A 13,235-nucleotide genomic window follows, 5' to 3' on the forward strand; every position below is an offset into this window, starting at 1 on the left:
CGGGTGAAGCTCTACGACAGCAAGCGCGCGCCCAATCCGCGCCGGGTCCGCTGGTTCATGGCCGAGAAGGGCATCGAGGATATCGAGATCGTCGAGGTCGATATCTTCGGCGGCGATCATCGCCAGCCCGGTTATCTGAGCATGGCGGGGCTCCCCAACGTCCCCGCGCTCGAACTCGACGACGGCACCGGGATCACTGAATCGATCGCGATCTGCCGCTATCTCGAAAGCCTCTATCCCGAACCCAATCTGTTCGGCACCGACCCGCGCGAAACCGCGATCATCGAAATGTGGACCCGCCGCGCGGAAATGATGGTCGCGACCCCGCTGATGCTCACCGTCCGCCATGGCCACCCCGCGCTCGCCGCGCTGGAGAAGCAGGTGCCCGAGATCGCGACCACCCAGCGCGCCACCGCCGAGCGTGGCTTGAAAGTCCTCGATCGCCGCCTCGGCGAGAGCGCGTTCATCGCCGCCGATCGCGTGACGATGGCCGACATCATCGCGTTCACCGCAATCGATTTCGCGCGGATGGTGAAGTTCGCCCCCGCCGACGATCTCGCGCATCTTGGCCGCTGGATCGACGCGATGCGTGCCCGGCCCGCCGCCACCGCGGGAACCTGACCGGACGCCCGTCGCCCTCATTCGCGGTGCGGCGTCTCAATCAGGCTGATCAGACGACCCCCGCGGGCAGCGCGTGGGGGCGGGCCGCGACGGTGTCGTACATCCGGGCGGGCACATCGAGCCAGATCGGCGCGAGCTTGGCGGAATCGACGCGCTCGATCCCGACCGCGAACGCGCGGGCGGCGCGATAAGGATCGCCCTGCGTAACGAAGCGGCACAGGCACGCGACGATCGGGACGAAGATCGGCCGGTTGCCTGCATGCATGACCTGGACCGCGGTGCGCGACGTCGCGGCGACGACCCGCACTGCGCGCGATTCGCCGGGTGCCAGCGAGAAGGCGGGGACCGCGGGACGGCTGGGGGGTGCCGCGAAGAACGCGGCGAGATCGGCGTCCTGACCCCGGTGCGCGCTCAGCAGCCCAACCCCGATCTGGACCTGGTCGATCGCGTCGGGGCCATGGTTGGTGACGACAAGCTCGCCCTCGACGAGCGCGCTGAGCAGGTTCAGCCCGGCGCGACCGGGGCGCAACACCATGTCGATCGCGGGGGACGCGCGGGTGGCGGGGCCGACCGGCGTGACCGCGGGCGGCAGCGGCATGGGGGCGATCGGCGCGGGCTCGTTCACGGGCATGGGCGCAGGCTCCACCAATACCGGCGGCTCCGCCTCGATCCGGGTCGCAGCGCGACGACGATGCCCCACCATGATCGCGGCAAACGCCAGCGCCGCGACGATCAGCGCCGCCAGCCACCAGCGCCACGCGCTGCCCTGATCGGCGGCGGCGAGATCGGGCTGCGCCGCGGGCGTGGCGACAGGAGTCGGCGGCGCCGCCACCGTCGTTTCGGGGGCGACGGGTGCAGGTGCGGGTTCCACGGCGGGATTCGCCGTAGCGCCCGGGGTCGGCGCGGGCGTTGGTGACGGGGCCGGGGTCGCGACCACCGCGGGGCGTCGCGACGGCGCGACGCGAGGAACCGGGGTGGCGATCGGGGTCGGCGCGGGCGTCGGGGTCGACTGCACGGTTGGCAGCGCGACGACCGGGGGTGCGGGAACCGGCACCGGGGTCGCGCCCGGCGTCGGCCTCGGCGTGGCGCCCGACGATGGCGGCAAGCTGTACCCGTTGAGGCGCTGAAGTGGCGTGGGGGTGGGCGTCGACGCCGGGGTCGCCTGATTCTGCGCCGCGACCGGGGCGGCCATCGCCAGCGACAGCAGCGCCGCGACGGTGTGGCGCATCGCGCGCGGGGAAGGACGGGTCATGGTCATGTCCGGGGTGCCGTTGGTGAACGCCGCCGCGCCGCAAACCGGCGTGCGGCGAACCGCCCTGCCCCGTCGGCGGACCGAACGCAATCGGCCCGCCATGCCGCAAACGGCGATGGCGGACCGACGATCGCAGCCGCGGAAATCGCGATCCCGCGACTTGGTCAGGCGTGCTCGGGCTCGCGATACAGCGTGGCCTCGACATCGTCGAACAATTCGGGACGCGCGATATCGATCGCGCCCGTCGCACCCGTGGCCGGATCGACGACCCCGACCGTGAAAGCCGCGCTGGTCCGCCCCTCGCTGCCGTCGGCGAGCGTGTAGCGCGCGTCGACCACGACGATCGGATCGAACCGCCCCGCTAGGTCCGCCTTGAGCACCGCGAGCGTCGCCGCGACCCGGGTTCCTGCGCCGGGCTCGATCGTGACCGGCTCGATCTCGGCGTTGGTGGGCGGATCGGCGAGCAGCCGCCGCAGTTCGTCATCCTGGCGCGTCGCGAGCATGAAGGTGGCGATCCGCACGTCATGCGCGGCGACCTGCCCGGCGTTGCCGACGGTCAAGTCGATCTCGACCAGCGCCTCGTCGACGTTGCTGCCCGCGCGCACCGGACGCAGCGCGAATTCGAGCCACGGGCGATCGCCGACCGGCGCGGCGGCGGTCAGCGCGGCGAGTTCGCCTTCCTCGACGGCGATGTGGTTCACATCGTCGGGAACCGCGGGGGCTGCAGGCGCATCGTCATCGGCGGCGGCAGCGAAGAACACGGGCGCGGCAACCGCCGCTGCGGGGGCGATCACCGGATCGACCGGGACCGGCTCGATCGGCAACGCAGACGCGTCGACCGGCTCATCATAGACCACATCGTCGACTGTGCGACGCCGCATCAGGAAGAACGCGCCCGCGGCGAGGACGAGTAACGCCAGAATCGCGAGCGGCCACGTCGGGATGCCGCCGCGGTTGGCGGTCTCGACCGGTGCCGCGGGGGGCGGATCGGCGATGGGTGCGGGCGCGGCAGCCGACGGCGCGGGTCCGGGCGTCACCGCAACCGGCGCGGGCTCGACCGGCGTCGGCGCAGGCGCGACCGCCGCTGGCGCTGGGGCGGCGATCCGGGCCGTCGCCGGTGGAGCGACCGCCGTGCGACGCGCGACGGGTGCGGCGCGGCGGGGTTCGGGCCGCGGCGTCGCCGCGCGCGGCGCGGGGCGCGCGGCGACGCCGCGGCGCTGCGCTGCCTCCTCCTGCGCGGCGGCGATCGCGGCGGGGTTGACCGGAGTGGCGCTGGCGGGATCGCCGATCGCCGACGCGCCGCGCGGCGTCGACCGAGCCGCCGCGGGGGTGGCGACGCTGTCGTTCTGCGGGAAGCGCGGCGCGGCGATCACCGGCGGCGTCTGCGCCGGGGCTGATTGAGCCGGGACCGCCTGCGCCGTCGGGGCGGGCGCCATGTCCTGCGCCACTGCGGGGGACGCGACGACCGCGCTGGCGGCCATCAGCGAGGCGACGAGCGCGCGCGTACGGAGATCATGCTGTTTCATGGGGCATTTGTCCTCTCTCATAACGGGGCTACAACGATCCCACGCGTGGATTCGGACCCGAAACGACCGAAATTTGTGGACGAACCGTGGCGACGCGTCGCCAAGCCGAAATATCGCGCCGGTTTGACTTGCTGGCGGTGGCCTCCTATATCCGCTGTCTACCCCCTTTTCCGGGACATGATGCGCCGTCGCGCAGCGCATCGGACGAATAGGAACGGGGCGGTTTAATGGACGCTGAAAGCCGACGCAAGGTTTGCGATCGGCTTTTTTGCGTCCGTTTGCGTGTCAATATTCTGGCTGATTGAGGCGAAATCCACCCATGGCAACCAAAGCGATCGAGACCGGCAGCACCGCCAAGCGGCGCATCCGCAAGGTGTTCGGCAACATCCACGAAGTCGTGCAGATGCCGAACCTGATCGAGGTTCAGCGCGAGAGCTACGAACAGTTCCTGCGCTCCGACAAGTCGATCGGCCATATCTCGGGGCTCGAGAAGACGCTGCGCAGCGTGTTCCCGATCCAGGATTTCGCAGGGACCGCCTATCTCGATTTCGACGATTACGTCCTCGAACCGCCCAAGTTCGACGTCGAGGAATGCCGCCAGCGCGGGATCACCTATGCCGCGCCGATGCGCGTTACCCTCCGCCTGACCGCGTTCGAGGTCGATCCCGATACCGAGGCCAAGTCGGTCATCGATATCAAGGAGCAGGACGTCTATATGGGCGACATGCCCCTGATGACGGGCAACGGCACCTTCTTCATCAACGGCACCGAGCGCGTGATCGTCAGCCAGATGCACCGCAGCCCGGGCGTGCTGTTCGACCATGATCGCGGCAAGACCCACGCATCGGGCAAGTATCTTTTCGCCGCGCGCGTCATCCCGTATCGCGGGTCGTGGCTCGATTTCGAATTCGACGCCAAGGACATCGTCAACGTCCGGATCGATCGCAAGCGCAAGCTGCCGGTCACCGCGCTGCTTTATGCGCTGGGCATGACGAGCGAGGACATCCTCAATCACTTCTACAACCGCGTCACCTATGTCCGCGGCCAGGGCGGCTGGGAAATCCCGTTCGATCCCGCCAACTGGCGCGGCGTGAAGCCGCTGTTCGACATCGTCGATGCGAAGTCGGGCGAGGTCGTGTTCGCCGCGCAGCAGAAGATTTCCCCGCGCGCCGCGAACAAGTCGGCCAAGGACGGGCTCACCAGCCTGCTGATCCCGACCGAGGAAATCTACGGCCGCTATTCGGCGTACGACCTGATCAACGAAACCACCGGCCAGATCTATATCGAGGCGGGTGACGAGATCGGCGCGGAGAATCTCGAACTGCTCGACAAGGCGGGGATCGACCGCGTCGAACTGCTCGACATCGATCATGTCTCGGTCGGTCCGTGGATCCGCAACACGCTGAAGGCCGACAAGGCCGAAGAGCGCGAGCAGGCCTTGAGCGACATCTATCGCGTGATGCGCCCCGGTGAACCGCCGACGCTCGAAACCGCCGAATCGCTGTTCAGCGGCTTGTTCTTCGATCCCGACCGCTACGACCTGTCGGCGGTCGGTCGCGTCAAGCTCAACATGCGCCTCGACCTCGATGCCGAGGACACCGTCACGACGCTGCGCACCGAGGATATCCTCGCGGTGATCAAGACGCTGGTCGACCTGAAGGACGGCCGCGGCGAAATCGACGATATCGACAATCTCGGCAACCGCCGCGTTCGATCGGTCGGCGAGCTGCTCGAAAACCAGTATCGCGTCGGGCTGTTGCGCATGGAGCGCGCGGTCAAGGAGCGCATGTCGTCGGTCGATGTGTCGACGGTGATGCCGAACGACCTGATCAACGCCAAGCCAGCGGTCGCCGCGGTGCGCGAATTCTTCGGCAGCTCGCAGCTGTCGCAGTTCATGGATCAGACCAATCCGCTGTCCGAAGTGACGCACAAGCGTCGCGTGTCGGCGCTCGGGCCAGGCGGCCTGACGCGCGAACGCGCGGGCTTCGAAGTCCGCGACGTTCACCCGACCCACTACGGCCGGATCTGCCCGATCGAGACGCCGGAAGGCCCGAACATCGGCCTGATCAACAGCCTCGCGAGCTTCAGCCGGGTCAACAAATACGGCTTCATCGAAACCCCGTATCGCAAGATCGTCGACGGCAAGGTCACCGACGACGTCGTCTATCTGTCGGCGATGGAAGAGGCCAAGCACACGATCGCACAGGCGTCGGCGCAGCTGACCGAGAACGGCAGCTTCGCCGAGGAACTGGTCTCGGCGCGTCAGGCCGGCGAGTTCCTGATGGCGCTGCGCGAGACGATCACGTTGATGGACGTCAGCCCCAAGCAGCTGGTGTCGGTCGCGGCGTCGCTCATTCCGTTCCTGGAAAACGATGACGCCAACCGCGCGCTGATGGGCTCGAACATGCAGCGCCAGGCGGTGCCGCTGGTTCAGGCCGAAGCGCCGTTCGTCGGCACCGGCATGGAAGAAACCGTCGCGCGTGACTCCGGTGCGGCGATTTCCGCCAAGCGTGCGGGGATCGTCGACCAGGTCGACGCCGCGCGCATCGTGGTTCGTGCCACGGGCGAAGTCGATGCGGGCAAGTCGGGCGTCGACATCTACACGCTGATGAAGTTCCAGCGCTCGAACCAGTCGACCTGCATCAACCAGCGGCCGCTGGTGAAGGTGGGCGATGTCGTCGACCAGGGCGACATCATCGCCGACGGCCCGTCGACCGAGTTCGGCGAGCTGGCGCTGGGGCGCAACGCGCTCGTCGCGTTCATGCCGTGGAACGGCTACAACTACGAGGATTCGATCCTCATCAGCGAACGGATCGTGAAGGACGACGTATTCACGTCGATCCATATCGACGAGTTCGAGGTGATGGCCCGCGACACCAAGCTGGGGCCGGAGGACATCACCCGCGACATCCCCAACGTCGGCGAGGAAGCGCTCCGCAACCTCGACGAAGCAGGGATCGTCTACATCGGTGCCGAAGTGGAGCCGGGTGACATCCTGGCGGGCAAGATCACCCCCAAGGGTGAATCGCCGATGACGCCGGAAGAGAAGCTGCTCCGCGCGATCTTCGGCGAAAAGGCGTCCGACGTCCGCGACACCTCGCTCCGCTTGCCCCCGGGCGTCGCGGGCACCGTCGTCGACGTGCGCGTGTTCAACCGCCATGGCATCGACAAGGACGAGCGCGCGATGGCGATCGAGCGCGAGGAGATCGAGCGGCTGAAGAAGGACAGCGACGACGAGCGTTCGATCCTCAACCGCGCGACGTGGAGCCGGTTGCGCGAGATGCTGCTCGACCAGACCGCCACCGCGGTGCCGAAGGGCGGGCCGAAGAAGGGCGCGACCGTCGATATGGACATGCTCGACAGCGTCGACCGCCACGAATGGTGGAAGTTCGCGGTGGCCGACGATGCGATCCAGGCCAATCTGGAAGCGGTCAAGCAGCAGTATGACGATGCCGCCAAGCTGATCACCGACAAGTTCCACGATCGCCGTGAGAAGCTGGAACGGGGCGACGAGCTGCCGCCGGGCGTGCTCAAGATGGTCAAGGTGTTCGTCGCGGTGAAGCGCAAGCTGCAGCCGGGCGACAAGATGGCCGGGCGCCACGGCAACAAGGGCGTGATCAGCCGCATTCTGCCAGCGGAGGACATGCCGTTCCTCGCCGACGGGACGCCGGTCGACCTCGTGCTCAACCCATTGGGCGTGCCGAGCCGGATGAACGTCGGGCAGATCTTCGAAACGCATCTGGGCTGGGCCGCGCGCGGGCTGGGTCAGCAGATCGCGCAGCAGCTCGAGGATTGGCGCGAGGCCAATCCCGATGTCAAATCGGGCACGATGCCCGAAGCGGTGAAGCAGCGGCTGCTCACGATCTACGGCGATCATTATGCCACAGAGATCGAGGCGCGGTCAGCCGACGAGATCATGGAGCTGGCGCAGAACCTGAAGCCCGGCGTCCCGATGGGCACCCCGGTGTTCGACGGCGCGGTCGAAAAGGACGTGTCCGACATGCTCGAACTGGCGGGGTTCGATTCGTCGGGCCAGTCGGACCTGTTCGACGGGCGTACCGGCGACAAGTTCGATCGCCAGGTGACGGTGGGCATCATCTACATGCTCAAGCTCCACCATCTGGTCGACGACAAGATCCACGCACGCTCGATCGGGCCGTACTCGTTGGTCACCCAACAGCCGTTGGGCGGCAAGGCGCAGTTCGGCGGGCAGCGGTTCGGTGAAATGGAGGTCTGGGCGCTCCAGGCCTACGGCGCCGCTTATACGCTGCAGGAGATGCTGACGGTGAAGTCCGATGACGTCGTCGGGCGTACCAAGGTCTATGAGGCGATCGTCAAGGGTGACGACACCTTCGAGGCCGGCATCCCCGAGAGCTTCAACGTGCTCGTCAAGGAAATGCGCTCGCTGGGCCTCAACGTCGAGTTGAAGTCCGACGAGGTCGACGAGGACGGCATCGCGATCGCCGCGGAATAGCTTCTGAAGCCCTTCTCCCCTTGTGGGAGAAGGGTTTGGGATGGGGGGGAGTGACGGTCGCAACCGTCCCCCTCATCCTCCCCTTCCGCTGACGCGGGCGGGTCCCCTCCTTCTTCCACAAGGGGAGAAGGCCAAAAGTTTTACAAGGACAGCTCATGAACGAGATGACCCCCTTCGCCAATCCCGTCGCCAAGCCGGAGACCTTCGACCAGATCCAGATCGGCATCGCGTCCCCGGACAAGATCCGGTCGTGGTCGTTCGGCGAGATCAAGAAGCCCGAAACCATCAACTATCGCACGTTCAAGCCCGAGCGTGACGGCCTGTTCTGCGCGCGCATCTTCGGTCCGATCAAGGATTACGAATGCCTGTGCGGCAAGTACAAGCGGATGAAGTACAAGGGCATCGTCTGCGAGAAGTGCGGCGTCGAGGTCACCGTCTCGAAGGTCCGCCGTGAGCGGATGGGCCATATCGAGCTCGCCGCGCCGGTCGCGCACATCTGGTTCCTGAAGTCGCTGCCGAGCCGCATCGGCCTGCTGCTCGACATGCAGTTGAAGCAGCTCGAGCGTGTGCTGTATTTCGAGGCGTATATCGTGATCGAGCCGGGCATCACCCCGCTCGAGAAATACGGCCTGTTGACCGAGGATGAGCTGCTCGAGGCGCAGGATGAATATGGCGAGGACGCGTTCACCGCAAAGATCGGTGCCGAAGCGGTTCAGGACATGCTGCGCGATCTCGATCTCGAAGGCGAGAAGGTCCAGCTGCTGGAAGAGCTCGCGACCACCAAGTCGGAACTGAAGCCCAAGAAGATCATCAAGCGGCTCAAGGTCGTCGAAAGCTTCATCGAATCGGGCAATCGCCCCGAATGGATGATCCTCGATGTCGTGCCGGTCATCCCGCCCGAGCTGCGCCCGCTGGTGCCGCTCGACGGCGGCCGCTTCGCGACGTCGGATCTCAACGACCTGTATCGCCGCGTGATCAACCGCAACAACCGCCTCAAGCGGCTGATGGAGCTGCGCGCGCCGGACATCATCGTCCGCAACGAAAAGCGCATGCTTCAGGAAGCGGTCGACGCACTGTTCGACAACGGCCGCCGCGGCCGCACGATCACGGGCGCCAACAAGCGTCCGCTGAAGTCGCTGTCCGACATGCTCAAGGGCAAGCAGGGCCGTTTCCGTCAGAATCTGCTCGGCAAGCGCGTCGATTATTCGGGCCGTTCGGTCATCGTGACCGGTCCTGAACTCAAGCTGCATCAGTGCGGCCTGCCGAAGAAGATGGCGCTCGAGCTGTTCAAGCCGTTCATCTACGCCCGCCTCGACGCCAAGGGCCTCAGCATGACGCTGAAGCAGGCGAAGAAGTGGGTCGAGAAGGAGCGCAAGGAAGTCTGGGACATCCTCGACGAGGTGATCCGCGAACATCCCGTGATGCTCAACCGCGCGCCGACGCTTCACCGTCTGGGCATCCAGGCGTTCGAGCCGGTTCTGATCGAGGGCAAGGCAATCCAGCTCCATCCGCTCGTCTGCTCGGCCTTCAACGCCGATTTCGACGGCGATCAGATGGCGGTCCACGTCCCCTTGTCGCTCGAGGCGCAGCTCGAAGCGCGCGTGCTGATGATGTCGACCAACAACATCCTCTCGCCCGCGAGCGGCAAGCCGATCATCGTACCGTCGCAGGACATGGTGCTCGGCCTCTATTACCTGTCGATGATGAAAGAAAAGGAGCCCGGCGAGGGCATGCTGCTCGGCGACATGGCCGAGGTGCACCAGGCGCTCGAGGCGAAGGCGGTGACGCTGCATACCAAGATCACCAGCCGCGTGCCGCAGACCGACGAACAGGGTAATAGCTACCTCAAGCGCTACGAGACGACGCCCGGCCGGATGCTGCTCGGCGAATGTCTGCCGCATAGCCACAAGGTGCCGTTCGACACCGTAAACCGCCTGCTGACCAAGAAGGACGTCGGCGACGTGATCGACGAAGTCTATCGCCACACCGGCCAGAAGGAGACCGTGCTGTTCGCCGACGCGATCATGACGCTCGGTTTCCGTCACGCGTTTCGCGCGGGCATCTCGTTCGGCAAGGACGACATGCTCGTCGCACCCGACAAGGACAAGCTGGTCGACGAGGCGCGCGATCAGGTGAAGGATTTCGAGCAGCAGTATCAGGACGGCCTGATCACGCAGCAGGAGAAGTACAACAAGGTGATCGACGCGTGGTCACGCTGCGGTGACCAGGTCGCCAATTCGATGATGAACGAGATCAAGGCGGTCCGTCATTACGAAGACGGGCCGATGAAGGGCCGCGAGCGCGACATCAACTCGATCTACATGATGGCGCACTCCGGTGCGCGTGGTTCGCAGGCGCAGATCAAGCAGCTCGCCGGGATGCGCGGGCTGATGGCCAAGCCGTCGGGCGAGATCATCGAGACCCCGATCATCTCGAACTTCAAGGAAGGCCTGACCGTCCTCGAATATTTCAACTCCACCCACGGCGCGCGCAAGGGCCTCGCGGATACCGCGTTGAAGACTGCAAACTCGGGCTATCTGACGCGGCGCCTGGTCGACGTCAGCCAGGATTGCACGATCGTCGAGGAGGATTGCGGCACCGAACGCGCGCTTGAGATGAAGGCGATCGTTCAGGGCGGCAGCACCATCGCCTCGCTCGGCGAACGGATCCTCGGTCGCACGACCGCGGAGGACGTGGTCGATGCGAAGACCGGTGAGGTCGTCATCCCGTCGGGGACGCTGCTCGACGAGGCGATGATCGTCCAGATCGAGGCGATCGGGCTGCAGGGGATGAAGATTCGTTCGCCGCTGGTCTGCGAATCGAAGATCGGCGTCTGCGGCAAATGCTACGGGCGCGATCTCGCCCGCGGCACGCCGGTCAACATCGGCGAAGCGGTCGGCGTCATCGCGGCGCAATCGATCGGCGAGCCCGGCACCCAGCTGACGATGCGGACCTTCCACATCGGCGGCGCGGCGCAGCTCAACGAACAGTCGAATCTGGAAGCCCCGGTCGACGGCAAAATCGAATATCGCGACCTGCGCGTGATCACCGATCAGCGTGGCCGTCGGGTCACGCTCAGCCGCTCGGGCGAGATGGCGATCGTCGACATGGACGGTCGTGAGTTGTCGACCCACCGGATCCCGTACGGCGCGTACGTCCTGTTCGACGACGGTCATATCCTGACCAAGGGCGATCGGATGGCCGAATGGGACCCGTTCACCATGCCGATGATCACCGAGAACCCCGGCGTCATCAAGTTCCAGGACTTGATCGAGGGCAAGACGCTGGTCGAACAGACCGACGAAGCGACCGGCATCGCCCAGCGCGTCGTCATCGAATACCGCACCTCGGCCAAGTCGAAGGAGGATCTGCGTCCGCGCCTGACCCTGCTCGACGACAGCAGCGGCGAAGCGGGACGTTACATGCTCGCGGCCGGTGCGACGCTGTCGGTCGAGGACGGCCAGCAGGTCCAGGGCGGCGACGTGATCGCGCGTGTTTCGCGTGAGAGCGCCAAGACCCGCGACATCACCGGTGGTCTGCCACGCGTCGCCGAATTGTTCGAAGCACGCATCCCCAAGGATTCGGCGATCATCGCCAAGGTCTCCGGCCGGGTCGTGTTCGGCAAGGATTACAAGGCGAAGCGCAAGATCGGCATCCAGCCCGAGGATGGCGGCGAGGTCGTCGAGTATCTGGTGCCCAAGTCGAAGGTCATCGACGTCCAGGAAGGCGATTACGTCAAGCGCGGCGATAACCTGATCGGCGGGTCGCCCGATCCGCACGACATCTTGGAAACGATGGGGATCGAGCCGCTCGCGGAATATCTCGTCTCGGAAATCCAGGAAGTCTATCGACTCCAGGGCGTGAAGATCAACGACAAGCACATCGAGACGATCGTTCGTCAGATGCTGCAAAAGGTCGAGATCACCGACGGCGGCGACACCACGCTGCTGAAGGGCGAACAGGTCGATCGCGAGGAGATGGACGCGACCAACGCCAAGCTGACCAAGAAGCAGACCCATGCGCAGGGCAAGCCCGTCCTGCTCGGCATCACCAAGGCAAGCTTGCAGACTCGCAGCTTCATCTCGGCGGCGTCGTTCCAGGAAACCACCCGCGTGCTCACGCAGGCGGCGGTCGAGGGGAAGCAGGATACGCTGATGGGCCTGAAGGAGAACGTCATCGTCGGGCGCTTGATCCCGGCGGGTACCGGCGCGGGGATGAACCGCCTGCGCGTCGCGGCCACCAGCAAGGATGCGGCGCTCCGTGCGCAGCAGAAGAAGCTGACCGCGGCGATGGAAGCGGCGAAGGCGGCGGCGGTGATTGTCGCCCCCGACAGCGCGGAAGAGGAGCACGACGCCGAACTCGCGCGCACCCCGCGCGACGCGGCAGGGACCGGCGACGACGCGCTGGCTGCGGTCGTGCCGTCGGGCACCGGCACCGATGCCGACGCGGGCGAGTATCTGAACGAGGCCGAATAAGCCCTCGTTCGGGCTCGCGCTCGAAGCTACAGGAACGCCGCCGTCCGGGATGCCGGGCGGCGGCTTTTCTGCAACTCTTCTGCCGGTCGACGGTTAGCCCACCAGCAGAGACAGTAATCGGATCGATCAATGTTCCACCGCCACCCCGTTTTGACCGCGATGACGCTGACGCTTGGCTTGGCAACGGCGGGTTGTAACCGCGAATCATCGACCACCAACTTGGCTTCTGGCGACGCGATTGCCGTCGCTACGCACACCAACCGAATCGAACCGGGTCCATCAGCCAGCGCGCCCGTACCGAAGCCCGCCGGGGAACCGCAGCATTCGACCTCGCCGCAGCTCGCCAAGCTCGCCCCGCGCCTTGCGGTCGATGGCGAAGGCCTCCGGCTGTTCGACCCGACGACAACCTCCGCCTCACCGATCCCCTTCGGTCGTCCGCAAGCGGCGGTGATCGCGGCGATCGAACGGTTCCGCGGCCCATCCGACCAGGGCGTCAACCAGGATTGCGGGGCGGGCCCAGTCGACTACGCCAGCTGGTCCGACGGGCTCAGCCTGGTGTTCCAGCAGCATCGGTTCGTTGGCTGGGGTCTGGATCATCGCGCTGCGGGGACGATCGCTACCGCTAGCGGCATCGGTCCGGGGTCCACGCGCGCTGAACTCGAATCGACATATGCCAATGTCGACGTGAACCGGACATCGTTGGGGAATGAATTTACCGCGGGCGGCTTTTCAGGCGTGATCGACGGATCGACGGCCGCGTCGAAGATCACCGACATGTGGGCGGGAACCAACTGCGCCGCGCGTTGAGGCGATGCTGGAACGGGGATAGCCCAGCGGCAACGCTTCGCCCCGCTGTCCTACACGCCGCGTTTATGCTTATGCACCCG

General features: G+C 66.1%; 6 protein-coding genes. 4 read left to right on the plus strand and 2 right to left on the minus strand.

Features of this window, described 5'->3' with window-relative positions:
* The first annotated feature begins 3 nt into the window (after positions 1 to 3).
* Positions 4 to 621, plus strand: coding sequence for a glutathione S-transferase family protein (locus EAH84_RS13245; protein WP_140872490.1), 618 nt, complete (start codon positions 4 to 6; stop codon positions 619 to 621).
* A gap of 49 nt (positions 622 to 670) precedes the next feature.
* On the opposite strand, the gene EAH84_RS13250 is transcribed toward EAH84_RS13245, so the two are convergent.
* Positions 671 to 1,879, minus strand: coding sequence for a hypothetical protein (locus EAH84_RS13250; protein WP_140872491.1), 1,209 nt, complete (start codon positions 1,877 to 1,879; stop codon positions 671 to 673).
* A 158-nt stretch (positions 1,880 to 2,037) separates the two neighbouring features.
* Positions 2,038 to 3,399, minus strand: coding sequence for a hypothetical protein (locus tag EAH84_RS13255; RefSeq protein ID WP_140872492.1), 1,362 nt, complete (start codon positions 3,397 to 3,399; stop codon positions 2,038 to 2,040).
* A gap of 319 nt (positions 3,400 to 3,718) precedes the next feature.
* Here EAH84_RS13255 and rpoB point away from each other — a divergent pair, with 319 nt between their 5' ends.
* From rpoB to EAH84_RS13270, 3 genes are all read left to right on the plus strand, one after another.
* Positions 3,719 to 7,873, plus strand: a complete 4,155-nt coding sequence (gene rpoB / locus EAH84_RS13260; protein WP_140872493.1) for a DNA-directed RNA polymerase subunit beta — start codon at positions 3,719 to 3,721, stop codon at positions 7,871 to 7,873.
* A 155-nt stretch (positions 7,874 to 8,028) separates the two neighbouring features.
* Positions 8,029 to 12,348 (plus strand): DNA-directed RNA polymerase subunit beta', encoded by a 4,320-nt coding sequence (gene rpoC, locus EAH84_RS13265; RefSeq protein ID WP_140872494.1) that lies wholly within the window; start codon positions 8,029 to 8,031, stop codon positions 12,346 to 12,348.
* 129 nt (positions 12,349 to 12,477) lie between these two features.
* Positions 12,478 to 13,155 carry a hypothetical protein gene (locus EAH84_RS13270; protein ID WP_140872495.1) on the plus strand — a complete coding sequence of 226 codons (678 nt, stop codon included), beginning with the start codon at positions 12,478 to 12,480 and terminating at the stop codon, positions 13,153 to 13,155.
* Positions 13,156 to 13,235 lie beyond the last annotated feature (80 nt).

It is taken from the genome of Sphingomonas oligophenolica (assembly GCF_006438955.1).
In the GTDB taxonomy this organism is placed as follows: domain Bacteria; phylum Pseudomonadota; class Alphaproteobacteria; order Sphingomonadales; family Sphingomonadaceae; genus Sphingomonas; species Sphingomonas oligophenolica_A.